We start from the raw sequence: 24557 nt of genomic DNA, 5'->3' as shown, positions 1-24557 counted from the left end.
GCTATCACGGTGTAGCGCACTACCAAGGCTGCTACAGCAGCATCGCAACAGGGGCTTTCTCACGCTGCCTTTTGGACAGTTTCCCTCTCCACGGACGGCCTGCGTTACCGCGCAGGCCGTCTGGAACACCCTTGCCACCGCTCCCGATCGGGGAGACGGCTTCATCATGCCCAAGCGCGATGAACGGCGTCAACCGTTTTGTAGTGATTTTTTTTGATCACTACATTCTGTCGTTTTGTCCGACAATCACAGCTCGCGTCACAAGCCGGAAAGGATGTCGAAGGCGGCTTGCACCCGCGCTTGGTTGGGGTAATTCCGATTGGCCAGCAACACGACTGCCAGCTGTTCTGCGGGCACGAACGCGGCGTACGCGCCGAAGCCATTGGTGGAACCAGTCTTGTTGTACCAGGCTGCCGGTAGCGCGGGCAGGGCCGGCTGCAAGCGAGTGGTTGCCTGCGGTTCACGGATCAGCAGCGAGCTGTTGCCATCGATCAGTGTGCGCAGCGTGACCGGGTAGGGGTAGCGTTCCCAGCCCAGGCCTTGCGTCATGGCGCCGACCTGGAAATAGCCTTGCTGGGTAATGGCGGTGGCTTTCACCAGGGCCGGTGGCAGGCCCTGCGGCTGCATGTGCAGGCGCACATAGCGCAGCAGGTCGCTGGCGCTGGTTTTGATGCCGTAGGCCTCGTCGGCGTAAGGGCCCGGACCCACGCGCACCGGCTTGTCGGCGGCGTCATACCCCTGGGCATAAAGGCCCTGGGCGCTGGCCGGAACCTGAAGGTAGGTATTTTTCAGGCCCATCTTCGTCAGCAGGCCCTCATTCATCAGCGTGGAAAACGGTTGGTGCTGCGCACGGGCGGCCAGGTCACCGAACAAACCCAGGCTGGGGTTCGAGTAGCAGCGCTGGGTGCCGGGTTTGGCGCGAGGTTGCCAGTGGCGGAAGAAATTGACTACCTGTTGCGGCGTTTGCACAGATTCGGGGAACTGCAGTGGCAGGCAGTCGGCGCTATAGGCGCCCAGTTCCAGCACCGTTGCGTCGCCGATGGGGGCGCCGGCCAGTGCCGGGTGGTAGCGTTTGGCCGGGGCCTGGAGGTCAAGCTTGCCCTCGGCGCTGGCAAGCGCGGCCAGTGTGGCAGTGTAGGTCTTGCTCAGCGAACCAATCTCGAACAGCGTATCGCGGCTCACCGGTACGTTGTCGGCCTTGCTGGCCACGCCGTAGCTGAAGTAATGCGCGTGGTCGCGTGCATAGATGGCCACAGCCATGCCGGTGATGCCTTGTTCCTGCATGAGCGGGCGGATGATCTGGTCGACCTTGGCCTGTAACTGGTCGTCAGCCTGGGCGCTGGTATGGCCCAAAGCGAGGGTGATGGCGGCTGCAAGTGCAGCCAGATGTGGGCGGAGCATGGTGGGTCCTTTTGTGGAGCGTGTCCGTTGAGCGATATCACTCGGGGTTCCGGCGTTAGCGACGGAGAGCCAAAGAACTTATCGTCTGCCCAGCCACAATGACAAGATGGATACAGTGATGAAGTATTTGCGAATGTTATTTGACAATTTCACCCTGGCCTTGCTCGGTGTGGTACTCATCGCCACCGTGCTGCCTTGCTCGGGCGATGGCGCGGTATATTTCGGCTGGCTGACCAACCTGGCCATTGGCCTGTTGTTCTTCCTGCATGGCGCCAAACTGTCGCGTGAAGCCATCATTACCGGTGCCGGGCACTGGCGCCTGCACCTACTGGTGTTCTCCTGTACTTTCGCATTGTTCCCGCTGCTGGGCCTGGCGTTCAAACCACTGTTCGTGCCGCTGGTAGGTAACGAGCTTTATCTGGGCGTCCTGTACCTGTGTGCCTTGCCTGCAACCGTGCAGTCGGCCATTGCCTTTACTTCGCTGGCCCGCGGCAACGTGCCAGCGGCCATCTGCAGCGCGGCGGCCTCCAGCCTGCTGGGTATCTTCCTCACACCGTTGCTGGTGATGTTGTTGCTGGGTGCCAGTGGTGATACGGGGTCCGGCCTGGATGCCGTGTTGAAGATCACTTTGCAGCTGCTGGTGCCGTTCGTTGCCGGGCAGATCGCGCGGCGCTGGATCGGTGCCTGGGTCAAGCGCAATGCGCGCTGGCTCAAGGTGGTGGACCAGGGTTCGATCCTGCTGGTGGTGTACACCGCCTTCAGTGAGGCCGTGGTTACCGGGCTGTGGCACACCGTATCGCCGCAGCACCTGGCGGGGTTGTTCGTGGTGTGCGCAATTCTGCTGGCAGTGGTGCTGTTTGGCACACGCATGCTTGGCAAGGCGCTGGGCTTCGACCTTGAGGATCGCATCACCATCCTGTTTGCCGGCTCCAAGAAAAGCCTGGCCACGGGGGTGCCCATGGCCCAGGTGTTGTTCGTGGGCAGTGGCATTGGCGCGATGATCCTGCCGCTAATGCTGTTCCACCAGATACAGCTGATGGTGTGTGCTGTGCTGGCGCAGCGCTATGCCAGCCGTGACCAGGCGGTGGAAGCCTCGGCGGTGTCCTGAACGCCTTCGCGCTCCCATGCAGGAGCGCAATGGCAGCGATCAGCGGGCCTGGCCTGAACGACGCTCGCGCAGCGCCTTGCCGACTTCGGCCTCGATCTTGTAGGCAGGCCCCTCCAGGTCGTCGAAGTTGCGCGTATAGCGTCGGGCAAACTCCTCCACGCCCAGTTCCTGATACTGCTGCACATGCTTGAGCTCGTGCGCCCACAAGGCAACGTTGTCCTCGGCATCGGCGGCCCGGCGGAAGATGATCGTGTCGATCAGTGTAACGGCGTTCACATCGGGGTTCTGCAATAGCGCGTTGGCGGCGCTCATTTGTTGCTCATCCCCCACCCGAAAGCGCGCCGCGTCGAGCACGGCAAAGTCATACCAAGGTTCAAGCTGCGCCCGAATATGCAACGGAATCGGCTGCACACGGCTGGCCGTGGCTTCGTCACGGGCCTGGCGCAAGGCGTAGGTCAGGCTGGACGAGGCCATGACCTCCACATCCTTGAGGATCTGCCCGGCCTGGCCTGGGTCGATCGGAGCGCAGAAACAGCCCATCAGGCACACCTGATACTGCCCAGGCGGGCAGGCCTGTTCGGCATGCACGGGCAGGGCCAGCAGCAACCCCAGCAGCGCACTAATCCGCCTCATGCAGGGCCTGTTCAACAAACTGGCGGCTGGCGCCCAGTACCTGCGCTTGCACGCTTTCACTGGCCAGCATGCGCCCGACCAGCAATGCCCCTACGCACTGGCTGATCAGCACCCAGGCCAGTTGCTCATCCTCCAGGGTTGTGCTCCAGGCCTGGTGCAGTTCTACCAGCCAGTGCTCCGCCACTTCACGCACCGGCGTGTCGGCCCGGGCGATTTCCACACCCAACGGCGGCAATGGGCATCCACCTTCGGCATTGCGCAGGTGGGCCAGGCTCAGGTACTGCTGCAGGCAGCGGCCAAGGCGTTCGCGGTTGGCGCCCTGGCAGGCCAGGCGTACCAGGGGGCTGTTGCTCAGTTCCTGGCGTACCACCTCGGTAAACAGGTCGTCCTTGGACGGGAAGTGGTTGTAGAAGGCTCCGCCGGTCAGGCCGATCGCTTTCATCAGCCCGGCCACGCCGGTACTGGCAAACCCCCCGCGCTTGGCCAGCGCGCCGCTGCTGGCCAGCAGCCGTTCGCGGGTTTGCTGTTTGTGTTCGTTGGAGTAGCGCATTCACATGCCTCGACAGACAGGCTTGACGATGACCGCGATCATAGCATAGCGTTCGTTTACTAAACGATCATTTACCCATGGAGGCAGGCATGTCAGAACAACAAAAAGTCGTGCTGGTGATCGGGGCGGGCGACGCCACTGGGGGCGAAATCGCCAAGCGCTTTGCGCGTGAGGGTTACATTGCCTGCGTAACCCGGCGCCAGGCCGACAAACTGCAGCCGCTGCTGGAGGAAATACAGGCCGCTGGCGGCCGGGCCTACGGTTTTGGCTCTGATGCGCGCAAGGAAGAGGAGGTGGCCGCGCTGGTGGAGACTATCGAGCGTGATATAGGCCCGATTGAGGCATTTGTCTTCAATATCGGTGCGAATGTACCGTGCAGCATCCTCGAGGAAACCCCGCGCAAGTACTTCAAGATCTGGGAAATGGCCTGCTTTGCCGGTTTCCTCACCGCGCAGGCGGTGGCCCGGCGCATGGTTCAGCGTGAGCGTGGCACCCTCCTGTTCACCGGTGCTACAGCCGGCACCCGCGGCGCAGCCGGTTTTGCCGCCTTCGCCGGGGCCAAGCATGGCTTGCGTGCCTTGGCACAGAGCATGGCGCGCGAGTTGGGGCCACGCAACATCCATGTCGCCCATGTGGTGGTGGACGGTGCCATCGACACGGCCTTCATCCGTGACAGCTTCCCCGAGCGCTATGCCCTCAAGGACCAGGATGGCATCCTTGACCCGGCGCACATTGCCGACAGTTACTGGTTCCTGCACGCCCAGCCCCGCGACGCCTGGACTTTCGAGCTGGACCTGCGCCCCTGGATGGAACGCTGGTAAACCCCCGTTAACTCGCAAGGACCGTAACCATGCACACGTCTGTCGATTTCTTTTTTGACCTGGGCAGCCCGGCCAGCTACCTGGCCTGGACCCAACTGCCGAACCTGTGCGCCCGCCAGGGGGCCGCGCTGCGCTACCGGCCAATGCTGCTTGGCGGGGTTTTCCAGGCTACCGGCAATGCTTCGCCGGCCATGATCCCGGCCAAAGGGCGCTACATGTTCACCGACCTGGCCCGCTTTGCCGAACGCTATGGAGTACCGTTCGGGATGCCGCCGGGCTTCCCGGTCAATACCCTGACTTTGATGCGTGGCGTGATGGGTACCCAGTTGTATTCACCGGATCGGTTCGAGGCATTGCTAACGGTGCTGTTCACCGGGCTGTGGGTACAGCGCCGCAACCTGAGCGACAGCGCTGTGCTGAATGAAACACTCGCGCAGGCAGGCTTCGACCCGCAGGTTTTTCATGCCCTGGCCGCTGACAGCGAAGTAAAAGCAGCGCTAAAGCAGGCGACCGAGGCCGCTGTGGCGCGCGGGGTGTTTGGCGCGCCCACCTGTTTTGTCGGTGATGGGATGTTCTTCGGCCAGGACCGCCTGGACTTTGTCGAGGAGGCGCTGCGTCAGGGCGCCAACAGCCTCTCCAGCTGAGTGCGCTCCCACAGGCTGAGCAGGTCGGTGGGGTTGGTGCCATAGCGCTGCCAGTGTTCGAGCCCGGCCTGTTCGCCGCCGGGGGCTTGGCAATGAACGCAATGCGCCAAGCCCTCAGTATCCAGGGCCAACGTCAGTTGCCAGCCCTGGATACCGACATCGACCAAGCCGCCCTCGCGGCGTGCAACCACCTCAAGGTGATGCACGCCAAGCGCCACATTACGCAGGCACTGGTAGATATCCCGGGCGCTCAGTGAACGTCTGTGGATCAAAATCAGAAATTCGCCGGCGTGTTGGCGCTGATGATCTCGGCCTCATCCGGGCCGATGTTCTTGAAACTGTGCGGCAGGGTGGTGGGGATGTAGTAACCGTCGCCCGAGTTGAGCACGCTGACCTGGCCGTCGACCCACAGCTCGACGGTACCACGGGTGACCAGCCCGCATTCTTCGCCTTCAGCATGCACGATGGGCTCGCCAGAGTCGGCGCCGGGTGCATAAAGCTCACGCAGCATGCGCATTTGCCGGCCTTCGACGCTGGCGCCGACCAGCAGCATGCGCAGGCCATTGCGGCCCAGGTCGGGTTGTTCGCCACCACGGAATACGTAGCGTTCCTCACGCACCGGCTCGTCGAAGCTGAAAAACTCCGCCAGGCTCATGGGAATGCCCTCGAGCAGTTTTTTCAGGGAGCTGACCGAAGGGCTGACGCGATTCTGCTCGATCTGCGAGATCGTCGAATTGGTCAGCCCGCTGCGGCGGGCCAATTCTCGTTGGGAGAGGTTGTTGCGTTCACGCACCAGTTTGAGTCGCGTCCCCGTGTCCATAGCCGCCTTGTAATCAGAGGTGTCAATAATAATGAGCGATGCGCATTAAAACACACTCTGCGCCCTTGCGCGCTGTGCTTCTCAAACCCGCTGCTCACGCGGCATTGGCCACAGCCCGACCAGCAGCAACAGCACGGCCACGGCCAAGAATGGCAAGCGTGGATCAAGGGCATACACCAAGGTACCGGCGAGCGGCCCGATCACCGCGCCCATGCCTTGGGCGGCGCCAATGGAGCCGGCTGTGGCGCCTTGTTCGGAGGCCTGCATGGCATTGGCCGCCAGTGCCGAAAACGCCGGGAACACGAAGCCCATGCCCGCTGCCGCAACAAAATAGCAAGCCCACAGCCAGGGGGCCGTGGTGGCCAGTGAGCCACAGGCAAAGCCCAGTGCCGATACCGTGGCACCCACCCGGATCATCTTCAGCGGTGGCCACTCCAGTTGGCGCAGGATCACCTGTGCCAGCATCAGTGCCACACCCACGGTGGTCAGGGCGATGCCAGCCGCCTGGGCGGCTTCGGCAGGGCCCAGATGCAAGCGGTCAAGGGCAAAGAAACCGACGATGATCTGCGACACGGTCACACTGAGCATGGCGCTGAATGCCACCAGCAGCGGCCGGCGCAGGCGCGGGTCGTTCAGCCGCACCGGACTGGGGGCGTGGCTGTGCGGCAGCGCCTGTGGTTTGAGGGTAAAAAACAGCACGAGGAAGGCAGTGGCCGGCAGCAGCGACATGATATGGAACGGCAGGCTCAGGCTGTGACGCGCCAGCAGTGCGGCCAGTGCTGGCCCGACCACCAGGCCGACGGCGTTGGCCGCCCCCAGTGAGGCCATGGCCCGCGCTCGGCGTTGCGGCTCGACATGGTCGGCGATCAGCGCATTGCAGCCTACCGGGATGGCGGCATAGAAGGCGCCGATGCAACCGCGCGCGATCATCAGGCCGATGAACGCCAAGGTTGCCCCCGGCAGCCAGCGCAGTGCGCCTTCGACGAACAGGCACAGCAGCCAGTAAGCCAGGGTAAAGCCGGCGCTGCCCAGCAGCAGGATGCGCCGACGGCCCAGGCGGTCTGCCGCGCGCCCCCAGGGCCGGGCCAGCAGCACCCAGACCACGCCGGCCACGGTTATGGCGGCGCCGGCTTGCCAGGTGGCCATGCCAAGCTGGCGGGCTATCGGGCCGATCAGGGCAACGAAGGCCATCATCGACATGGTGCAGGCCATGTTGGCCAGCAGCAGCGGGCGCAAGTCCAGGGTGCTGGCAGGCAGAAGGGTTGCAGGATCCTTTGCGACGTTCATGAGCGGTCCAGGGCAGTGCGGCAAATAAAAGCCGATATTATTAAGAACTATTATCGAGTGTCGAATCCCTGGGCTGCTGCAGCTCAATCACTGCGGCGCAGGGGGCCAGGCCACATGCTACGCAACACACCGTCGCGGCGCACCCACGCGTGCATCAAGGCTGCACCCACATGCACCAGCACCGTGGCGAACAGCAGGTAGCCCGCCCAGCCATGGGCCTGGCGCAACACGGCATACAGTTGAAGGTTGTGGGGGGCAATGGCGGGCAAGCCGAGCGGGCGCGGGTAATCGCCGGCCGACAGCATGGCCCAGCCCAGCAGCGGCATGGCCAGCATCAGGCCATAGAGCAGCAGATGCGAGGCTCCGGCGGTCCAGCGCTGCAGTTTTGGCAGGTCGTTCGGCAGGGGCGGATGAGGTAGGGTCAGGCGCGCAGCAATGCGCAGCACCACCAGCACCAGCAGGGCCAGGCCGGTGGCCTTGTGCAGGCTGATCAGCACCGGGTGGCGTAGCGACAGGTCGGCGACCATGCTCACACCGATGAACAACATGGCCAGTATCAGCACGGCCATCAGCCAATGCAGCAAACGGGCAAAAGGGTGGAAGGCTTCAGGTTTCATGGCTTGGCTCCGGTGCTGAGCGATTCGCGGCTACGGCGGTTGAACGATTCCGAATAGGCGGCCGAGCGGGCGGCGAGGATCGGATCGGCCGATGCCTCTATACCGCGCGGCAGGATCAGCGGGTCGAAGTTGAGGTCGCGGCAGGCCCCTTGCTCGGGGGCGTCTACCTGTTCCAGCACCAGGGTGCCGGCGTCCACGCTACGCCGCTCGGTGGGCCACGGCCGGGCAGGGTCGTCCACGGCGTCGCCCGGTTCGGCCAGCACCAGACGCAGCTTCCAGCGCAACGGGCCTTGGGCAAGGCGTTGCTGCAAGTCGTGTTGCAGGAATTGCTTGTCATCAACCTGGGTGGGCAATGCCGCAAATGCAGTTTGTGGCTCAAGCTGCCAACGCACCGGGTGGGCCGCGCCAGCTGCGTCGATCAGGCGGAAGGCATTGATACTGTGGTATTGCGTGTTGGCGAAGCTGTCGCTGGGTTTGTAGCCCGCCGCCCATTGGCGAAACGCCGCGCTTTCCGGGTGGGCGGCAAAGAACGCCTGCAGCTTGCCAGGGTCCGGTTTGCCGGTAGCCGGGTCTGGTGTGCTCGCCAGTACTTGCTGGTAGAACGCTTGCGGCGTGCTGACTGCCAGCACCGGTGGGTTGTTCATGCCCGTCCGCCAGACCTGACCGTCGTCGGTGCTTAGCTGAATCGCCAGGCTGCGAACGGGTATAGCGGTATCCGGGGCGAACGGGTTGGCACCGCCGATGGCAAAACGGCCCACCACCGGCACCCGTTGCTGGCTGAAGGCGCGCGCCGTGGACAGGTTGGCGGCCTGCCCGCTGGCCTGGAAGTAGCCGCTCACGCACAAGCCCTTGGCGTGGTTCTTGCGATAGCCGGGGTAATGCCCGGCCTGGGCTTCGAAGGTGTCGATGATGCGCTGTGGCGTCAGTCGGGGTTCGCCGAGCCAGCCGGCGGCATAGGCAAAGCCGGCACCTGCGGCCAGCATCACGCCGCCAATGGCGGCCAGGCGCAAGGCTTTGGCCGGGCCGTGCAAGGGTGTGTTCATGGTCATTGTCCGGTTCAGTGAAGGTGCCAGTACGACGGGGCAGGGAAAAAGTTATTCCCTCATCGGGAATAGAATTTGTTCACAGGCGTCTGCCCTTTACACTGACAACCCCAGAGGCCGGTACCTGACCATGCACGATTTGGACGACCACCAGTGGCGCGAGCTGCTGGCCCGCCTGCGCCGCTTTGCCGTGTGGCTGACCCGCGAGCCGGGCAGCGCCGACGACCTGGTACAGGCGACGGTCGAGCGGGCCCTGAGCCGCCGCGACCAGCAGCGCGACGCCGATGCTCTGCGTGCCTGGCTGTTCACCATCCTTTATCGACAGTTCCTCGACGGTAAGCGCCGCGAGCGCTTGCATGCGCGCTGGCTGTCCTGGTTCGGCCGCAACGAGCGCGACGAAGAGCCGGCGGGTGACAACATCGAAGCCATCGTCCTGGCCCAGGCTGATCTGCAGGCCTTTGCCCGGCTGTCGGCGGAGCAGCGTGCCTTGTTGCTGCTGGTCAGCATCGAAGGCTTGAGTTACAAGGAGGCCGCCCAGGCTTTGGGCATCCCCATCGGCACTGTGATGTCGCGCCTTTCGCGCGCGCGCAATGCCTTGCGCGAACTGACCGAGGGCAACCCCCAGCCCCCGGCCTTGCGGAGACTGAAATGACGCGCCTGATCCCCAGCGATGATGAATTGCACGCTTACGTCGATGAGCGCCTGGAACCTGTGCGCCGGGCCGAGGTGCAGGCCTGGCTGGCGGCCAACCCGCAAGCTGCGGCACGGGTGGAAGGCTGGCGCGCCGATGCCCGGCGGCTGCGTGCAGCGCTGGCCGGATTGGGCGAACTGCCCGGCGCGGCGCAGTTGGACCTTGGCCAGTTGCGTCGGCAACTGCGCCAGCGTCGGCAGCGACGCTGGGCTGCGGCGGCGGTGGTGATGCTGGCGTTGGGTGTGGGGGGCTTGGGCGGCTGGCAAGCGCGCGATGCAACCCTTGCACGAGCCGACCTGCCCATGGCTGATGCTGTTCAGGCACACCGTTTGTTCGCCAGCAGTGAAGCACTGGATATCCAGGCCAGTGATTCTGGGCAGCTGCGCGACTGGCTGGGGCGCCATTTCAGCCGGGTGGGCCAGTTACCGGACCTGGCCGGCTACGGCTTCAAGCCAGTGGGCGCGCGCTTGCTCAGCAACGAGCAAGGGCCGGCGGCGCTGTTGGTGTTCGAGGATGGCAAGGGCCAGCGCATCAGCCTGTTCCTGCGCTCGCCGGGCGACCTTTATCGGCGCATGCCGGACGGGCAACGGGTCGATGGCCAGTTGGAGGCGCGGTACTGGTCGCATGGGGCTTATAACTTTGCCTTGGTCAGCGCAGCGGACGATGTGCGTGGAGCGGGGGTGGGGGAGGCGTTGAGGCTGGGGTTGTAAGTGTGGGCCCAAGATGTGCAACGAGGGCCCACCACCAGAATCAGCTAAGTTCCAGCCAGATCGGCGCATGGTCCGACGGCTTTTCCATCCCGCGCAGTTCATAGTCCACCCCCGCTGCCTTGATGCGCGGCACCAGCGGTTGCGAGGCCATGATCAGGTCGATGCGCAGGCCGCGCTTGGGCTCGTCCTCGAAGCCGCGGCTGCGGTAGTCGAACCAGCTGAAGCGGTCGGTCACGTCCGGGTACAGGTGGCGGAAGCTGTCTACCAATCCCCAGCCTTTCAAGCGTTCCAGCCACTCACGCTCTTCCGGCAGGAAGCTGCACTTGCCGGTCTTCAGCCAGCGTTTGGCGTTCTCAGGGCCGATGCCGATATCACAGTCTTGCGGCGAGATGTTCATGTCGCCCATCACCAGCACTGGATGGTCGTTGCGGAACTGGCTTTCCAGCAGTGCCTGCAGGTCGCTGTAGAAGCGCTGCTTGGCCGGGAACTTGGTGGGGTGGTCGCGGCTTTCGCCCTGGGGGAAATAGCCGTTCATGATGGTGATCGGGCTGCCGTCGGCATCGGCGAAGGTACCCCAGATGAAGCGGCGCTGGGCATCCTCCTCGTCGGTGGCAAAGCCCTTGTGCAGGCTCAGCGGCGCCTGGCGCGACAGCAGGGCCACGCCGTAGTGGCCCTTCTGGCCGTGGTAGTGCACGTGGTAACCCAGTGCCTGTACGTCGGCCAGCGGGAACTGATCGTCGCTGACCTTGGTTTCCTGCAGGCCGATCACGTCCGGCTGGTGCTTGTCGATCAGCGCCGCCAGCTGATGCGGGCGGGCCCGCAGGCCGTTGATGTTGAAACAGACGATCTTCATGGAAAGACAATCCCGGTAAAAGGCGCGATGCTAGCCGACATCGACCTTCATCACCAGCATGGCGGCCAGGCGAGCCTGCTGCTAACGTGCTGTTGGGGGTGAACGAAGCGCGCAGGGGCACCTCCAAGGCACAGTATGCCCATTCCAGGAGGTCTGCCCGTAATGCCCGAAACCACACCCGCCCCGGCCCGTGTCTGCCTGCTCGATGATGGTTACAGCCGCGAGGCGCGTTCGCTGTTGTACAACGCCTACCGCCACGAGCCCACCTTCGCCTATATCTTCGAAGCCCAGCGCCCGGGGTATGAGCGGCGCCTGCGGGTGATGGTGCGCGAATGGGTGCGCCAGCACTTCTACCTGCAACTGCCCGCCATCGGCCTGTTGGTCGAGGACCGCCTGATTGCCCTGGCCCTGATCGTGCCGCCGCTGCGCCGGCTGGGCGTGGCTGACAGCTGGGCCTGGCGCCTGCGCATGATGCTGGGGACCGGCCTGCGCTGTACGCGGCGCTACATGGACTACCAGGCTGCGTTGGCCAGCTGTCTGCCCACTGACCAGGTGCATGTGCTGCCTTTGCTGGGGGTGCATCCGCAGTTTCAGGGCAAGCACTACGGCGAGCAATTGTTACAAGCCGTGCACGACTGGTGCGCGGAAGACCCAGGCACCCAAGGGGTGGTGCTGGACACTGGTAACGAGCACTACCTGGCTTTTTACCAGCGTCAGGGTTATGAGGAAATTGGCGAAGTAGCTGTAGGACCGATCCGAGAGAGGGTGTTCTTTCATCCTAATCCAGTCTCTTCAAAACCCGCTTTTGCCTGAACAGGCCGCCAGGCGGCTCCCTTGAGCGCCCGGCTCTGGTAGCATGCGCCGCATGACGTATTCAGGAAGATTGACCTGGGGCCTGGTTTTCTGGGTCGCCAGTTTCGCAGCATGGGGCCAGAGCGAGTTGTTGGTGAAGGTGAAGCCGGCCAACAAGGCGCTCAAGGCCAATGTCGAAGGCTATATAGGCACATTGGGTGACCGCGACGAAGAAGCACTTTTGCGCTTCAGTCGCGGGGCAGAGGAGCAGGCGCGCAAAGCGGCGCAGGCACTTGGCTACTATCAGGCGCAGATCGATACCGAGGTCAAGCCCGCCAGCGACGCAGACCATCCCCCACAACTGATCATCAGCATCAACCCGGGCGAACCGATTCGCCTGCGTAACGTGACCGTGCGCATCGAGGGCCCGGCCAGCGAAATGAAAGCCTTCCGTGTGCCTGACAGCAAGGCGCTGCGTGCGGGTGAACAGCTCAATCACGGCCATTACGAGGATGCCAAGCGGTTGATCCAGAACCAGGCGTCGCGCTATGGCTTCTTCAGTGGGCGCTTCAGTAGCCAGCGCCTGGCCGTCGACCCGCAAGCCGGTGTGGCTGATATCGACCTGGTCTATCAGAGTGGCCCACGTTATCGCCTGGGCGCCGTCACGTTCGGTGGCGACACGCCGCTGGACGAGGACCTGCTGCAGCGCATGGTTTCGTTCCAGCCGGGCACCCCTTACGACTCGGAACTGATCGCAGAACTGAACAACGACCTGCAATCGAGCGGCTATTTCGAAGGCGTGCGCGTGGATGCGGCGCCCACTGCTGCTGTGGGCGAAGACATCCCGGTGGATGTTCACCTGGAAACCCGTAAACCACGCACCATGGGCCTTGGCCTAGGCTTCTCGACCGACGTCGGGCCGCGTGGCAAGGCCAACTGGACCCGCCACTGGGTCAACCCGCAAGGCCACAGCTATGGCTGGGAAACCGAACTGTCGGCACCGCGCCAGAACGTCGGCCTGTGGTACGACATTCCGCTCGACCCGCCGCTGACCGACAAGCTGCGCTTTGCCGGTGGCTACCAGAATGAGGAGCTTGCCGGCACCGACTCGCTCAGCAAGCTGTTGACGGTCGGCCCCGAGTGGCACAGCAAGCTGCCCAGTGGCTGGCAGCGGGTGATTTCGCTCAAGTACCAACGCGAAGAATATCGCCTGGGTGACGACTCCGGTTTGAGCAACCTGCTGATGCCGGGCGTCAGCTTTTCCTTCCTGCGCAGTGACAACCGTATCGATCCGCACAACGGCTATCGCCTGCAGTTCGATGTTCAAGGTGCCAAGGAAGGGCTGGTGTCCGACACCAACCTGCTGCACGGCAACGTATTGCTCAAAGGCCTGACCACACTCGGCCACAACCACCGCTTTCTCGGGCGCGTACAGTTTGGCGGCAGTGCGACCAATGGCTTCAAGAACAACATTCCGCCGTCGCTGCGTTTCTTCGCGGGTGGCGACCAGAGTGTGCGCGGTTATGACTACCAGACCCTGTCGCCGAAGAACAGCGACGGTGACCGTATTGGTGGGCGCTACCTGGTGGCAGGCAGTGTCGAGTACCAGTATTCGCTGACCGAAAAATGGCGGGTCGCGACATTCGTCGACCAAGGCAACTCGTTCAACGACCTGGAGCTGCCCAGCCTCAAGACCGGTGTCGGCTTTGGTGTGCGCTGGGTATCGCCGGTCGGGCCGCTGCGCCTGGACCTGGCCAAGGCGCTGGATGACGAAGGGGGCATTCGCCTGCACTTTTCCATGGGGCCCGAGCTGTGAAACGCGTGATCAAACATATTTCACTGGGCCTGCTTGGGGGCGTCGCGAGCGTGGCCCTGGTGCTCGGCTTGCTGCTGGGTACCCAGGCCGGCAGCCGCTGGGTACTGGGCAAGGTGCCTGGGCTTGAAGTGGCCGACTTCCAGGGGCGCCTGGCGGGCAGTTGGCAGGCCAGCCGGCTGAGCTGGGCCGACGCCGGCAGCAAGGTAGAGTTACAAGCGCCGTTGCTGGCCTGGTCGCCGGCTTGTTTGCTGCGCGCTACCTTGTGCATTGACCGGTTGCAGGCAGACCGCATTGACATGGCCTTTGCGCCAAGCACCGAACCGGCCGAGAGCGGCCCGCTGCAATTGCCGACGCTGCGGTTGCCGCTGGCCATCGAACTGGGCGAGGTCAAGGTCGGGCAGTTGCGCCTGGATGGCAGTGACCTGCTTGGCGACTTGCAACTGGCTGCGCACTGGACCCACAGCGGGATACGCATCGACAGCCTGCGGCTGCTGCGCGACGACCTGCAATTGAGCCTGCAGGGTGACCTGCAACCCGAAGGCGACTGGCCGGTGCAATTGCAGGCGCAGTTGCAGTTGCCTGCGGTAGACGAAAAACCCTGGCAACTGGCGCTGACGGCCAATGGCCAATTGCAGAAGACGTTGGAACTCGCCGGCATCAGCAGTGGTTACCTCGATGCCACATTGAGTGGGCAGTTGCAGGCATTGGCCGAGCACCTGCCGGCGACCTTGAGCATCCGCTCCGAGGCGTTCAAACCGGCTGGTGCGTTGCCTGACACCTTGCAATTGAACGCGCTCGAGCTCGATGCCAAGGGCGATCTGCTCGATGGCTATCAACTGTCTGGCAGGGCCAGCCTGCCGGCCGAGCAGTCACCGATCGCCTTGGTCCTGTCCGGACTGGTCGACAGTAAAGGGGCCAGGCTCGATGCCCTCGACCTGACCGCCAGCGACAGCCAACGGGTCAAGCTGCAAGCCACGGCTGACTGGCAGCAAGGCCTGAGCGCCGATGCGCAGCTGGACTGGCAGGACTTCCCGTGGTTGCGCCTGTATCCACTGGAAACACCCCCCGAGGTCACGCTCAAGCGCTTCAATACCCAAGTGCATTATCGCGATGGCAATTACCAGGGCACCTTCATGGGTGACCTGGATGGCCCGGCGGGAGCATTCAGCATAACCAGCCCGTTCGAAGGTGACCTCACCCAGGTGAAACTGCCACAGTTGGCGCTGACCGCCGGCCAGGGCAAGGCAGCCGGGAGTGTCGCCTTACGTTTTGCCGACACCCTGGCCTGGGAGGTCGACCTGCAGCTGTCCGCGCTCGACCCGGCCTATTGGCTGGCCGAACTGCCCGGTACCTTGGCGGGGCCACTGCGCAGCAAAGGCGAACTGAAAGGCGATGCGCTTACCCTCGATGCCCAGCTTGACCTCAAAGGCCGCCTGCGTGGCCAGCCAGCCATGCTCAAGGCCGAGGCCCAAGGGGCAGGGCAGAGCTGGACCCTGGGCGCACTGGCTATCCAGCTGGGTGACAACCGCATCAACGGCAGTGGCAGCCTGCAACAGCGCCTGGCGGGGCGAATCGACCTCGACCTGCCGCGCCTGGGCCAGCTGTGGCCAAGGTTGCAAGGCCGGGTCAAGGGTCGGCTGGATGTCGCCGGCACCTTGCAGGCCCCGCAAGGTACGCTGAGCCTGCAGGGCCAGCGCTTGGCCCAGGCCGAAAACCGTCTGCAGCAGTTGGACCTGGATGCGCGCCTGGACAGCGCCCAGCGCGGTGTACTCGAGCTCAAGGCAACCGGTATCCACCTGGGTGACACAGCCTTGGGCACGTTGCAGGCCAACGGCAAAGGCGACATTCGCCAGCAGGCCTTGACCCTGGCGCTGGACGGCCCGCAGCTTAAGCTCGACCTTGGTTTGGATGGCCAGTTGAACAAAGGTGACTGGCGCGGGCGCCTGGCCACGGGCCGAATCCAGGCCGGCGGCCAGGACTGGCAGTTGCAGGCGCCTGCACGTCTGCAGCGGCTGGCCAGCGGCCAGCTCGACTTCGGGGCCCACTGCTGGCGCTCCGGCCAGGCAAGCCTGTGTGGCGATGATCAGCGGCTCGCCCCCGAACCGCGCCTGCGCTACCACCTCAAGCAGTTCCCGCTGGGCAGCCTGGCCCAGTGGCTGCCGAAGGACTTTGCCTGGCAAGGCCTGCTCAATGCCGATATCAACCTGGACATCCCGGCCAGCGGCCCCAAGGGCACTGTCGTTGTCGATGCCAGTGGCGGCACCCTGCGCGTGCGCGACAAAGGCCGCTGGATCGATTTCCCTTATCAGGCCCTGCGCCTGGACAGCACGCTGGCACCGCGGCGCATCGATACGCGCCTGGCGTTTCGCGGTGAGCGCCTGGGTGAGCTGAGCGTCAACGCCCGGCTCGATCCGCTGGGCAAGAACAAACCGTTGTCGGGTGATTTCCGCCTGGCCGGGCTGGACTTGTCGGTGGCCCGTCCGTTCGTGCCCATGGTCGAACGCCTGGCCGGGCAGCTCAATGGCAGTGGTCGGCTTTCAGGCACCTTGCTGGCACCACAGGTCAACGGCAACCTGATGCTCAGCGGTGGCGAAGTCAGTGGTGCCGAGCTGCCGGCCAGCCTTCAGGACCTGTCATTGCAGGCGCTGATTGCCGGCGAGCAGGTGCAGCTCAACGGCAATTGGCGCAGTGGCGAGGCGGGACGTGGCCAGTTGAGCGGCAACCTCACCTGGGGGCAGGCACTGGGCATGGACGTGCGTCTGCAAGGTCAACAACTGCCGGTCGCGGTCGAGCCCTACGCCACACTGGAAGTTGCCCCGGACCTGACCTTGCGCCTGATCGATGACAAGCTGGCGGTGACCGGCAAGGTGCAGGTGCCCAAGGGCAAGATCACTGTACGTGAGCTGCCGCCGTCCACGGTCAAGGTGTCGGATGACACGGTAATCGTCGGTCACCAGACCGAGGAAGGCAAACCACCCATGGCAATGGCCATGGACATCGATGTCGAAGTGGGCCGCGACAAGCTGTCATTCAGCGGCTTCGGGCTTACTGCCAACCTGCTTGGCCATGTGCACATCGGCGATAACCTCGATACCCGTGGTGAACTGAGCCTGGCGGACGGCCGCTACCGTGCCTACGGCCAGCGCCTCACCATACGGCGGGCGCGACTGCTGTTCGCCGGACCGATCGACCAGCCGTACCTGGACATCGAAGCGATCCGCAAGGTTGACGATGTGATAGCCGGTATCCGCCTGAGTGGCAGCGCCGAACAGCCGACGACCAAAGTGTTCTCGGAGCCAGCCATGAGCCAGGAGCAGGCGCTTTCGTACCTGGTATTGGGGCGGCCATTGGGCAATACCGGTGAAGATAACAACATGCTCGCCGAGGCAGCGCTGGGCCTGGGCCTTGCCGGGAGCGCCGGCATCACCGGCAGCCTGGCGTCGAGCCTGGGAATTGACGACTTTCAACTGGATACCGAAGGTTCCGGCAACAGCACCAGCGTGGTCGCCAGCGGTAACATCACCGAGAAGCTGAGCCTTCGTTACGGGGTGGGGGTGTTCGAGCCGGCCAACACGATCGCGTTGCGCTACAAGCTAAGCAAGAAGGTCTACCTCGAGGCCGCCAGTGGGCTGGCAAGCTCACTGGACATCTTTTACAAACGCGACTTCTAAGCCCGCAGCGTGGCGGCCATCAACGGACGGTGGCCGCCTCGATGAACTCGTTGGTGTCGGGTGAGGGTGGTGGAGTGGTGGCGCGTACCGGGACGATCAGGTTGGTGTATTCCTCGATCAACCGGTTCAGAGCCTCTGGCGGTTCGCTTGCCTGGAACTGCATGCGGATCTGCACTTCGTCCGGGTCTCGGTTTTCGCCCTGACGGCCTTGGCCGCCAATGGTGACCTTGAAGCTTGCGGTCTTGCTCTCGCTTGCGGTCAGCAGTGCCTGCTGCGCTTCGGTGCCTTTGACCCTTACCGACAGGTCGACCTGCATGCGCTCCAGGGCCAGGCCTTTCGGTGACACCAGCGCAAACAAGGGGACGCGCATGATGTGCTGCCCATCCATGGCCACCTCGACCATCTTGGCTTTCATGGGGGCGCCCAGTGCTTCAGTGTCGCATTCGAAAAACTGGTCAAACAGGTTGATGTACTGCTGGGCAATCAGGCTATTGGTGGCACTGGCGGCTTCTTGCAGGCCACGGGTAATTTCACGCAGGTCAATGGAGGTCATGGGGGCGGGGGGCTTTTGCAACGATTCGACTCCTCAGGCCAGGGTGTGCCCCTCCCAAAACCGGCAGGAGGGGCAATCGGGTCAAGCGCCAGCGGTTTATGGGGTCGGCAGGATTGCAGGCGCAGGCCGTTTCAAGGTATCCGCCTGGGAGATTTCGTCCGGGCATTCCAGTTCGGCGGTTCGGACAACGGTTGGCTTGGTTGCGGCGTCAGTGAGGAATTCGATTACCCTCATCATCGCTTCGGGCGGTTCCTGACGTTTCAGGGTCGTGTTGAAGGCATAGCGGGCGCGGGTATCTGTTTTGCGAGTTTGCGTGGATTTGTGGCTCACGCTGCCTTTCACGTTCAGCCTGAACGGCCCCCATCCCAATGAGCCGGTAGCTTCTGCATTCATGTCCTTGCTGGAAACATCTTCCGACATCTGGTTGATCACCAGCTCGAACTCTACATTACCCTCTTCGATGGAGATGTTTGGGTGGGTAATGGCCGCCATCAGCGGCACTTTCATGGTCTTGCTGACCACGCCTTTGTATTCGCCCTGTTCGTCGACGATGGTTTCGTCGTAGTCGAACTGGATGGCGACGGCCTTGCCATCCTGAACGCATACCTGCATCAGGAAGTCGGCGTACGATTTGCTGGCGGTTACCTGCGCCTGGACCATGGCCTGCAAGGGACCGGCGATCATGCGGTCCATCGGCAGGGCATTGATCACGGAGCCTATAAGGCTGTTATCTAACGACATATCGAGAAGCTCACTCTAGTGGGGTAAGTCAGCCGCAAATAGCAGCCAAGGTGTTCAGGCGTCAGCGCGTGCAAAGCTCCTGGCGCCGGATGTTGCCGATCTGCCGCAGGCTTAGGCCGTACTTATTGGCCAGCAGGCTGCGGGACAAACCGTTGGCGCTCTCCTTCTGGATCTGCTGGTTGCGCAGCTGACGCAGAAAGTGGTCAGCCTTGGGGATCTCCAGGGCGACCCCGGCAAAGCGCTTGATCAGTGCGTCGAGCGCTTCGGCCGGCAGCACGTCAGCGAGCTTGGTGCGCTCGCGGTGCTTGGGGATGTACTTGGGCCTGCCGCCATAGGCGCAGGTCAGTTGGTAGGCGTTTTCGATGCCGATACAGTCGATCAGGGCCTGCAGCGAGTGGGGCAGTTGGCTGATATCAATCTGGCTCAAATCTGGCTTTTGCATATGGCGCTCCTTCGGGGTAGATGGGATGTGCGACCCGATCACCCGCGGCGTTATGTCGAAGGTGTGAGCAAATTCTGTGCGACAGCCGAGGCGCGTCGCTAGGCGGCATAGGGGTTGGGGGTTGTAGTTTCGGTGAACAGGATTTGCAGGCAGCGATATCTGGCGCTGTAGGAAATGGCGTCGACATCTGTCTGTGCCGCCTGGTTTCCTGTCGGGTCACTCGCAATGACGCGCAGTGGGTGCGGCACCCCTCAATCGCACGGGTAGCTGCTCAGCAAGCTGGCGCTACCCAGATAGGCTTGAGGGGTGGCGCGCATGCCCGTCGGCAGCGTGCGCCAATCGACCAGCAGGCACAGCGCGTGCAATGGCTGGCCGTTGCGCTGGCCGATGACCTGGTCGGCAAAGTGGCGGCGGTAAAGTACCTGGGTCTGACGCAGTGGCTGTGCCTGGTCGGCCTGTGCCAGTGTCAGTCGGGCCAGGTCGGGCAAGCGGGTAGTGGGCACGCTGAAATGTACCGGTGCAGCATCGGGCTGCAGGTAGCCGGCCTGGCGTACGCGTTGCCACAGTTGTTGCCATTGGCTGGCACCGGCATGGGTGGCCAACTCGCGGCCCAGTTCGAGCAGGTGTTCGGCCGGCGTCTGCTGGGTGTCCAGTGCATGAAGGGAGAGCGGGGTCAGTAACAGCGATGCGAACAACAGGGGTTTGTACATGGTGCCTCCGGCGTGGGTGCTAGGGAGCCCCATGCTTTCAGGCTGACGTCACCCCACCCAGCAGGAAATCCAGCGCCGGGGGCGGTGACCGTTGTATCATTGCCGCGGCTCGTTGCGAGCCATTTGCCCCTGATGTTGCAAGGAACATTCGATGACACATGTGCAGCGCCTCAAATATTCACTTCTGATCATCCTGGTGGTACTGGGCCTGATGCTGGGCCTGTCCCACCTGCAGAAGCAGGGCACGATCAGTGAGCAGACCTTCCAGATGCTGGCCATCGCCATTGCCGTGGTGGTCGTGGTGATCAACGGCATTCTGCGGCGCAAGGTCAAGCCCTGATCTGCGCGGGCCGGCCAGGCATGGCCGGCCATGCGCTCAGCGCGAGGGTGTTTGCTCCAGTACGGCGCGTGCCTGGGGGTTGAGCCTGTAACATTTGTCGCTACCCAGTTGTATGACGCCTTCGGTGCACAGGCGCTTGAGCACTTCGCGCACACTGAGGAACGACAGCGGGATATCCAGTTGTTCCAGTTGTGCGTGCACCCCGCGCACGCCAATACTGCGGCCATTGCGGTCGGCGGCGTGCAAGGCGTCGATAACCTTGAGGCGGATCAGGCTGGTGCGCAGGCCGAAGGTGCGTAACAGCTCGCGGATCTGTTCGTTGCCGATTCGTTCTTCAGCAAATACGTCCTGTCCCTTGGACGCTTTGCCTGGCGCGCGCCCGGCCTGGATCGAGGTTTGCGGGTTGTGCATGCGAATGCTCCTTTTCGTGGACGAACCCGAAATGTGGGTGGCTCACTTACTAGGACGAATGAGAACGCAAAAACTGCAACCCATTCGTGAAAAAAATGCCTGTTTCTCATCAAGACGTTCCATCGCCTTGTAATACGTAAAATATTCATCTGGCCATTCGTCTGATCGGGATGACCCCCGAACCCGAGGAGTGCCCGTGTTTCCATTTTGCCGTCCCATGACTTGCGCCGGCCTGGCCGCTGCCCTGGTGGCCTTCAGCGTCGGTGTGCAGGCGCAGCCCGCGCCAGCCGACGCCAGTGCCCAGATCCGTTACACCCGTTACGGCGTACCGCATATCGTGGCCAAGGATGAGCGTGGCCTGGGCTATGGCGTCGGCTATGCCTACGCCCAGGACAACCTGTGCCTGCTCGCCAATGAAGTGCTGACCGTAAGCGGCGAGCGCTCACGCTATTTCGGCGCCAAGGGCAAGACCCTGGAGCAGCGTGACAACCTGACCAGCGACCTGTTCTTCACCTGGCTCAATAGCCCAGCGGCGGTCGATGCCTTCCTGCAGGCGCAACCCGCGCCGGTGCAGGCGTTGCTGGCGGGTTATGCCAGCGGCTACAACCGGGCGTTGGCCGAACGCCGTCGTCAAGGGCTGCCCGCCGAGTGTGGCGATGGTGAGTGGGTGCGGCCCATCAGCAGCCAGGATCTGGTCAAACTGACCCGCCGTTTACTGGCCGAGGGCGGTGTCGGGCAGTTCGTCGAGGCGTTGGCGGGGGCGCAACCGCCAACGCTGACCAGCCAGCAATCGTCAGCGGGCTTTGCCGCCGCTTTGGCGCGTCAGGCGCGGTTCGCCGCAGAGCGCGGCAGCAATGCAGTGGCAGTAGGCGCACAGCGTTCAGCCAATGGCCGCGGCCTGTTGCTGGCCAACCCGCACTTCCCGTGGATGGGCGGCATGCGCTTCTACCAGATGCAACTGACCATTCCTGGCCAGCTCGATGTGATGGGCGCGGCGCTACCAGGCCTGCCGGTCGTCAACATCGGTTTCAACAAGCACCTGGCGTGGACGCACACCGTGGACACCTCCAAGCACTTCACACTCTACCGCCTGCAACTCGACCCCAAAGACCCGACCCGCTATGTGCTCGATGGCAAGTCGCTGCCGATGGCCCGGCAAACCATCCGTGTTATGGCCAAGGCCGCGGATGGCAGCCTGAGCCAGATTGAGCGGCAGATCTACAGTTCGCAGTTCGGCCCTGTGGTGCAATGGCCAGGTCACCTGGACTGGAATGCGCAGGCGGCTTACAGCTTGCGAGACGCCAACCTTGAAAACACACGGGTGTTGCAGCAGTGGTACCAGATCAACCGTGCCGACAGCCTGGCGGCATTGAAGGGTTCGGTCGAACAGTTGCAGGGTATCCCGTGGGTCAACACGCTGGCCGTGGACGAAGGGGGGCGGGCTTTGTACCTGAACCAGTCGGTCGTGCCCTATGTCGACCAGCAACTGCTGGATGCCTGCAGTAACCCACAGGCGCAAGGACGCCTGGTGGTGCTGGATGGCTCGCGCAGTGCATGCCAGTGGAAAGTTGACGCGCAGGCGGCGCAACCGGGCATCTTCCCGGCGCGGCTGCTGCCAAGCCTGGAGCGAGACGACTTCGTGCAGAACTCCAACGACCCGGCCTGGATGGCCAACCCGGCGCAGCCGCTGACTGGCTATTCGCCACTGGTCAGCCGCAGTGACCAGCCGCTGGGCATGCGTGGTCGCTTTGCCCTGCAGCGCCTGCAAGGCAAAGCCCGGCTAGGGGTAGATGAATTGCAGCGCATGGTCACCGATGACGAGGTGTACCTGGCCAGCCTGGTGTTGCCAGACCTGCTGCAATGGTGCAAGGGTGCCAGTGCAGAGGTGCAGCCAGTGTGCAGCAGCCTGGCCGCCTGGAACGGCAAGGCCGACCTCGACAGTGGTATGGGCCTCGTGCACTTCCAGAACCTCTTCAATACGCTGGCTGAGGACCCGGAAAGCTGGCGAGTGGCATTCAACCCGGCCGACCCGCAACACACCCCACGCGGCCTGGCTGTCGAGCAGGCGGCGGTGAGCAAGCGGGTACATCAGGCAGCACTGGTGTCGCTCAAGCAGGTCAGTGAAAGTGGCGTTGCCCGGAATGCCCGTTGGGGGCAGGTGCAACAATCCCTTGATGGCACGCCGGTACCGGGCGGCCCGCAGGCGCTAGGGGTGTACAACGCGATCTACAGCGTGCCGCACGGGCAGGGCAAGCGGCTGGTGGTGAGTGGCACCAGCTACCTGCAACTGGTCAGCTTTACCGACAGGGGGCCAGAAGCCCGTGGCCTGCTGGCGTTTTCCCAGTCGAGTGAGAAGGCTTCGGCGCATGCCAGTGACCAGACCAAGGCATTTGCGGCCAAGCAATTGGCGGTGATTCCGTTTACCGAGGCGCAGATCAAGGCAGACCCGGAGTATCGGGAAGTGGTGATCAGTGAGCGGGACAAAGGGGCGGTAGTCAGCCAGCCCTGAGGCGTCAGCCTGCGCCGGCCCATTCGCGGGTAAACCCGCTCCTACAGGGGCCTGCGGGCTTGCCCGCAAGCCCCTGTAATGTCAGGAAAACTCGAACGGAGCCAGCTGGAAGCCCTGTTCGTCAACCTGCAAGGCCCAACCGCGGCGGTCCCAGTCGCCCAGCACGATGCGCCGGGCCGGCTGGCCGTCGACCATCAGCTTGTGAATCGCTGGCCGATGGGTATGGCCGTGCACCAAGGTGCGCACGCCATGCGCCGCCATCACCTTGGGGACTTCTTCTGGCGTGACGTCGACGATTTCGGTGGACTTCATCCGCACTTGCGTGCGGCTTTCGCTGCGCAGCTTGCGTGCCAGCTTGTAGCGGGCCGACAGCGGCAGGTGGCGCAGGATCCACAAGCTCAGCGGATTGCGCAGCAGGCGGCGCATCTTCATGTAGCCCAGGTCGCGGGTGCACAGGGTGTCGCCGTGCATCAGCAGCACCTGCTCACCACCCAGCTCGATCACGCTGGGGTCGTTCAACAGCGTGCAGCCCGCAGCTTCGCAAAAGGCCTGGCCAATCAGGAAGTCACGGTTGCCATGCATCAGGTAGATGGCCGTGCCACTGTCGCTCAGCCGGCGCATGGCCTGGCAGATCGACTGCTGGAAGGGCGTCATGGCATCGTCGCCAATCCACGCTTCGAAGAAGTCACCAAGGATGTACAGGGCCTTGGCGTGGCGGGCGCGGCCATCGAGCAGATCAAGAAACGCCCGGGAGATATCCGGGCGTTCTTCTTGCAGGTGCAGATCAGAGATCAGCAGAATCACTCAATGATCTCGGCTTTCTCGATGATCACGTCGTCTGCCGGTACGTCCTGGTGGCCAGCTTTGGAACCGGTGGCGACCTTTTCGATGGCGTCGACCACTTCACGGCCTTCGATCACTTCGCCGAATACGGCATAGCCCCAGCCTTGCACGTTCTTGCCGCTGTGGTTGAGGAAGTCGTTGTCGGAGGCGTTGATGAAGAACTGCGCCGAGGCAGAGTGCGGCTCCATGGTGCGGGCCATGGCGATGCTGTACTTCTTGTTCTTCAGGCCGTTGTCGGCTTCGTTCTGGATGCTGGCGCGGGTTTTCTTCTGGTTCATGCCGGCTTCGAAGCCGCCGCCCTGAATCATGAAGCCTTTGATCACACGGTGGAATACGGTGCCATTGTAGTGGCCGTCCTTGACATACTGAACGAAGTTTTCGGTAGTCAGCGGCGCTTTCTCGGCGTCCAGTTGCAGGACGATGTCGCCGTGGTTGGTGGTCAGTTTGACTTTGGACATGCTGAAACTCGCTCTTTCAAGGCAATCAGAAATAGGGTGCGCAGGGCGCGGGTTATCACCAGACGCAGGATCAGGCGATCGCGACACATGGCG

At 63.3% G+C, this 24557-nt stretch carries 26 protein-coding genes; 10 read left to right on the top strand and 16 right to left on the bottom strand.

The window, feature by feature from the left end; all coding sequences use genetic code 11:
* Positions 1-258: 258 nt before the first annotated feature.
* Complete coding sequence (gene ampC / locus ACF8EA_RS12655; protein WP_392522176.1) at positions 259-1401, bottom strand: class C beta-lactamase; 1143 nt, start codon at positions 1399-1401, stop codon at positions 259-261.
* A gap of 106 nt (positions 1402-1507) precedes the next feature.
* Here ampC and ACF8EA_RS12650 point away from each other — a divergent pair, with 106 nt between their 5' ends.
* Positions 1508-2509, top strand: a complete 1002-nt coding sequence (locus ACF8EA_RS12650; protein ID WP_392522174.1) for a bile acid:sodium symporter family protein — start codon at positions 1508-1510, stop codon at positions 2507-2509.
* Positions 2510-2548: 39 nt separating this feature from the next.
* Here the strand turns inward: ACF8EA_RS12650 and ACF8EA_RS12645 are convergent, their stop codons facing one another.
* Both ACF8EA_RS12645 and ACF8EA_RS12640 read right to left on the bottom strand, forming a co-directional pair.
* Positions 2549-3142 carry a DUF4157 domain-containing protein gene (locus tag ACF8EA_RS12645; RefSeq protein ID WP_392522172.1) on the bottom strand — a complete coding sequence of 198 codons (594 nt, stop codon included), beginning with the start codon at positions 3140-3142 and terminating at the stop codon, positions 2549-2551.
* Positions 3129-3692, bottom strand: coding sequence for a TetR/AcrR family transcriptional regulator (locus ACF8EA_RS12640; RefSeq protein WP_252459714.1), 564 nt, complete (start codon positions 3690-3692; stop codon positions 3129-3131). The genes ACF8EA_RS12645 and ACF8EA_RS12640 overlap by 14 nt, the downstream gene beginning before the upstream one ends.
* Positions 3693-3781: 89 nt before the next feature.
* On the opposite strand from ACF8EA_RS12640, the gene ACF8EA_RS12635 reads away from it, so the two are divergent.
* Positions 3782-4513 carry an SDR family oxidoreductase gene (locus tag ACF8EA_RS12635; RefSeq protein WP_103469743.1) on the top strand — a complete coding sequence of 244 codons (732 nt, stop codon included), beginning with the start codon at positions 3782-3784 and terminating at the stop codon, positions 4511-4513.
* Positions 4514-4542: 29 nt separating this feature from the next.
* On the top strand, positions 4543-5157 hold the full coding sequence (locus ACF8EA_RS12630) for a 2-hydroxychromene-2-carboxylate isomerase (RefSeq protein ID WP_392522170.1): 615 nt from the start codon (positions 4543-4545) through the stop codon (positions 5155-5157).
* On the opposite strand, the gene ACF8EA_RS12625 is transcribed toward ACF8EA_RS12630, so the two are convergent.
* The 5 genes from ACF8EA_RS12625 to ACF8EA_RS12605 all read right to left on the bottom strand — a co-directional run bounded on the left by ACF8EA_RS12625 (position 5130) and on the right by ACF8EA_RS12605 (position 8930).
* Positions 5130-5429 (bottom strand): hypothetical protein, encoded by a 300-nt coding sequence (locus ACF8EA_RS12625; RefSeq protein WP_392522168.1) that lies wholly within the window; start codon positions 5427-5429, stop codon positions 5130-5132. The genes ACF8EA_RS12630 and ACF8EA_RS12625 overlap by 28 nt on opposite strands.
* 2 nt (positions 5430-5431) lie before the next feature.
* On the bottom strand, positions 5432-5977 hold the full coding sequence (locus ACF8EA_RS12620; RefSeq protein WP_003248033.1) for a cupin domain-containing protein: 546 nt from the start codon (positions 5975-5977) through the stop codon (positions 5432-5434).
* 81 nt (positions 5978-6058) lie between these two features.
* Entirely contained in the window at positions 6059-7264 is a 1206-nt protein-coding gene (locus ACF8EA_RS12615) for an MFS transporter (RefSeq protein WP_103462419.1), read from the bottom strand.
* Positions 7265-7347: 83 nt separating this feature from the next.
* The gene (locus tag ACF8EA_RS12610; protein WP_021782375.1) at positions 7348-7881 is read right to left on the bottom strand and encodes a cytochrome b; all 534 of its coding nucleotides are present in this window, start codon (positions 7879-7881) and stop codon (positions 7348-7350) included.
* Positions 7878-8930, bottom strand: a complete 1053-nt coding sequence (locus ACF8EA_RS12605) for a catalase family peroxidase (protein WP_103462420.1) — start codon at positions 8928-8930, stop codon at positions 7878-7880. The genes ACF8EA_RS12610 and ACF8EA_RS12605 overlap by 4 nt, the downstream gene beginning before the upstream one ends.
* A gap of 124 nt (positions 8931-9054) precedes the next feature.
* Between ACF8EA_RS12605 and ACF8EA_RS12600 the strand changes: the two genes are divergently transcribed.
* On the top strand, positions 9055-9576 hold the full coding sequence (locus ACF8EA_RS12600) for a sigma-70 family RNA polymerase sigma factor (protein WP_021782377.1): 522 nt from the start codon (positions 9055-9057) through the stop codon (positions 9574-9576).
* A complete protein-coding gene (locus ACF8EA_RS12595) occupies positions 9573-10325 on the top strand; it encodes an anti-sigma factor family protein (RefSeq protein WP_392522167.1) in 753 nt (250 codons plus the stop codon). The genes ACF8EA_RS12600 and ACF8EA_RS12595 overlap by 4 nt, the downstream gene beginning before the upstream one ends.
* 40 nt (positions 10326-10365) lie before the next feature.
* Here the strand turns inward: ACF8EA_RS12595 and xthA are convergent, their stop codons facing one another.
* On the bottom strand, positions 10366-11178 hold the full coding sequence (gene xthA / locus ACF8EA_RS12590; protein ID WP_392522166.1) for an exodeoxyribonuclease III: 813 nt from the start codon (positions 11176-11178) through the stop codon (positions 10366-10368).
* A 162-nt stretch (positions 11179-11340) separates the two neighbouring features.
* On the opposite strand from xthA, the gene ACF8EA_RS12585 reads away from it, so the two are divergent.
* The 3 genes from ACF8EA_RS12585 to ACF8EA_RS12575 are packed head-to-tail and all read left to right on the top strand — an operon-like array spanning position 11341 to position 17457.
* Positions 11341-11991, top strand: coding sequence for a GNAT family N-acetyltransferase (locus ACF8EA_RS12585; protein ID WP_392522164.1), 651 nt, complete (start codon positions 11341-11343; stop codon positions 11989-11991).
* A gap of 52 nt (positions 11992-12043) precedes the next feature.
* Positions 12044-13786 carry an autotransporter assembly complex family protein gene (locus tag ACF8EA_RS12580; RefSeq protein ID WP_392522162.1) on the top strand — a complete coding sequence of 581 codons (1743 nt, stop codon included), beginning with the start codon at positions 12044-12046 and terminating at the stop codon, positions 13784-13786.
* Positions 13783-17457: a translocation/assembly module TamB domain-containing protein gene (locus tag ACF8EA_RS12575; protein WP_392522160.1), complete on the top strand. Its 3675-nt coding sequence runs from the start codon at positions 13783-13785 to the stop codon at positions 17455-17457. The genes ACF8EA_RS12580 and ACF8EA_RS12575 overlap by 4 nt, the downstream gene beginning before the upstream one ends.
* Before the next feature lie 19 nt (positions 17458-17476).
* On the opposite strand, the gene ACF8EA_RS12570 is transcribed toward ACF8EA_RS12575, so the two are convergent.
* The 4 genes from ACF8EA_RS12570 to ACF8EA_RS12555 form a co-directional block, all read right to left on the bottom strand.
* Positions 17477-18031, bottom strand: a complete 555-nt coding sequence (locus ACF8EA_RS12570) for a DUF2589 domain-containing protein (protein WP_021782383.1) — start codon at positions 18029-18031, stop codon at positions 17477-17479.
* Positions 18032-18106: 75 nt separating this feature from the next.
* Complete coding sequence (locus ACF8EA_RS12565) at positions 18107-18751, bottom strand: DUF2589 domain-containing protein (protein WP_274147579.1); 645 nt, start codon at positions 18749-18751, stop codon at positions 18107-18109.
* Between the two features lie 61 nt (positions 18752-18812).
* On the bottom strand, positions 18813-19193 hold the full coding sequence (locus ACF8EA_RS12560; RefSeq protein WP_021782385.1) for a Mor transcription activator family protein: 381 nt from the start codon (positions 19191-19193) through the stop codon (positions 18813-18815).
* A gap of 251 nt (positions 19194-19444) precedes the next feature.
* Positions 19445-19903 (bottom strand): hypothetical protein, encoded by a 459-nt coding sequence (locus ACF8EA_RS12555; protein ID WP_103444508.1) that lies wholly within the window; start codon positions 19901-19903, stop codon positions 19445-19447.
* Between the two features lie 151 nt (positions 19904-20054).
* Between ACF8EA_RS12555 and ACF8EA_RS12550 the strand changes: the two genes are divergently transcribed.
* Entirely contained in the window at positions 20055-20243 is a 189-nt protein-coding gene (locus ACF8EA_RS12550; protein WP_003248064.1) for a hypothetical protein, read from the top strand.
* A gap of 36 nt (positions 20244-20279) precedes the next feature.
* Here the strand turns inward: ACF8EA_RS12550 and ACF8EA_RS12545 are convergent, their stop codons facing one another.
* Entirely contained in the window at positions 20280-20654 is a 375-nt protein-coding gene (locus tag ACF8EA_RS12545; protein ID WP_021782387.1) for a fe2+ zn2+ uptake regulation protein, read from the bottom strand.
* A 196-nt stretch (positions 20655-20850) separates the two neighbouring features.
* On the opposite strand from ACF8EA_RS12545, the gene ACF8EA_RS12540 reads away from it, so the two are divergent.
* Complete coding sequence (locus ACF8EA_RS12540; protein ID WP_392522159.1) at positions 20851-23163, top strand: acylase; 2313 nt, start codon at positions 20851-20853, stop codon at positions 23161-23163.
* A gap of 81 nt (positions 23164-23244) precedes the next feature.
* Here the strand turns inward: ACF8EA_RS12540 and ACF8EA_RS12535 are convergent, their stop codons facing one another.
* Together ACF8EA_RS12535 and ACF8EA_RS12530 are read right to left on the bottom strand one after the other, a co-directional pair.
* Positions 23245-23967 carry a UDP-2,3-diacylglucosamine diphosphatase gene (locus ACF8EA_RS12535; RefSeq protein ID WP_021782389.1) on the bottom strand — a complete coding sequence of 241 codons (723 nt, stop codon included), beginning with the start codon at positions 23965-23967 and terminating at the stop codon, positions 23245-23247.
* A complete protein-coding gene (locus tag ACF8EA_RS12530) occupies positions 23964-24464 on the bottom strand; it encodes a peptidylprolyl isomerase (RefSeq protein ID WP_021782390.1) in 501 nt (166 codons plus the stop codon). The genes ACF8EA_RS12535 and ACF8EA_RS12530 overlap by 4 nt, the downstream gene beginning before the upstream one ends.
* Positions 24465-24557: the final 93 nt, after the last annotated feature.

Origin of the sequence: Pseudomonas sp. YQ_5, assembly GCF_043103305.1 — a bacterium.
GTDB lineage: Bacteria > Pseudomonadota > Gammaproteobacteria > Pseudomonadales > Pseudomonadaceae > Aquipseudomonas > Aquipseudomonas putida_Y.
Note: the sequence above shows the minus strand (reverse complement) of the source record. Positions and strands in the feature narration are given on the sequence as shown.

Coding starts and splice junctions, on each gene's coding strand:
- ACF8EA_RS12550 (WP_003248064.1), top strand. CDS start 20,055: ATGACACATGTGCAGCGCCTCAAATATTCACTTCTGATCATCCTGGTG.
- ACF8EA_RS12640 (WP_252459714.1), bottom strand. CDS start 3,692: ATGCGCTACTCCAACGAACACAAACAGCAAACCCGCGAACGGCTGCTG.
- ACF8EA_RS12555 (WP_103444508.1), bottom strand. CDS start 19,903: ATGTACAAACCCCTGTTGTTCGCATCGCTGTTACTGACCCCGCTCTCC.
- ACF8EA_RS12615 (WP_103462419.1), bottom strand. CDS start 7,264: ATGAACGTCGCAAAGGATCCTGCAACCCTTCTGCCTGCCAGCACCCTG.
- ACF8EA_RS12620 (WP_003248033.1), bottom strand. CDS start 5,977: ATGGACACGGGGACGCGACTCAAACTGGTGCGTGAACGCAACAACCTC.
- ACF8EA_RS12545 (WP_021782387.1), bottom strand. CDS start 20,654: ATGCACAACCCGCAAACCTCGATCCAGGCCGGGCGCGCGCCAGGCAAA.
- ACF8EA_RS12580 (WP_392522162.1), top strand. CDS start 12,044: ATGACGTATTCAGGAAGATTGACCTGGGGCCTGGTTTTCTGGGTCGCC.
- ACF8EA_RS12610 (WP_021782375.1), bottom strand. CDS start 7,881: ATGAAACCTGAAGCCTTCCACCCTTTTGCCCGTTTGCTGCATTGGCTG.
- ACF8EA_RS12595 (WP_392522167.1), top strand. CDS start 9,573: ATGACGCGCCTGATCCCCAGCGATGATGAATTGCACGCTTACGTCGAT.
- ACF8EA_RS12630 (WP_392522170.1), top strand. CDS start 4,543: ATGCACACGTCTGTCGATTTCTTTTTTGACCTGGGCAGCCCGGCCAGC.
- ACF8EA_RS12645 (WP_392522172.1), bottom strand. CDS start 3,142: ATGAGGCGGATTAGTGCGCTGCTGGGGTTGCTGCTGGCCCTGCCCGTG.
- ACF8EA_RS12565 (WP_274147579.1), bottom strand. CDS start 18,751: ATGTCGTTAGATAACAGCCTTATAGGCTCCGTGATCAATGCCCTGCCG.
- ACF8EA_RS12600 (WP_021782377.1), top strand. CDS start 9,055: ATGCACGATTTGGACGACCACCAGTGGCGCGAGCTGCTGGCCCGCCTG.
- ACF8EA_RS12585 (WP_392522164.1), top strand. CDS start 11,341: ATGCCCGAAACCACACCCGCCCCGGCCCGTGTCTGCCTGCTCGATGAT.
- ACF8EA_RS12650 (WP_392522174.1), top strand. CDS start 1,508: ATGGATACAGTGATGAAGTATTTGCGAATGTTATTTGACAATTTCACC.
- ACF8EA_RS12605 (WP_103462420.1), bottom strand. CDS start 8,930: ATGACCATGAACACACCCTTGCACGGCCCGGCCAAAGCCTTGCGCCTG.
- ACF8EA_RS12530 (WP_021782390.1), bottom strand. CDS start 24,464: ATGTCCAAAGTCAAACTGACCACCAACCACGGCGACATCGTCCTGCAA.
- ampC (WP_392522176.1), bottom strand. CDS start 1,401: ATGCTCCGCCCACATCTGGCTGCACTTGCAGCCGCCATCACCCTCGCT.
- ACF8EA_RS12635 (WP_103469743.1), top strand. CDS start 3,782: ATGTCAGAACAACAAAAAGTCGTGCTGGTGATCGGGGCGGGCGACGCC.
- xthA (WP_392522166.1), bottom strand. CDS start 11,178: ATGAAGATCGTCTGTTTCAACATCAACGGCCTGCGGGCCCGCCCGCAT.
- ACF8EA_RS12560 (WP_021782385.1), bottom strand. CDS start 19,193: ATGCAAAAGCCAGATTTGAGCCAGATTGATATCAGCCAACTGCCCCAC.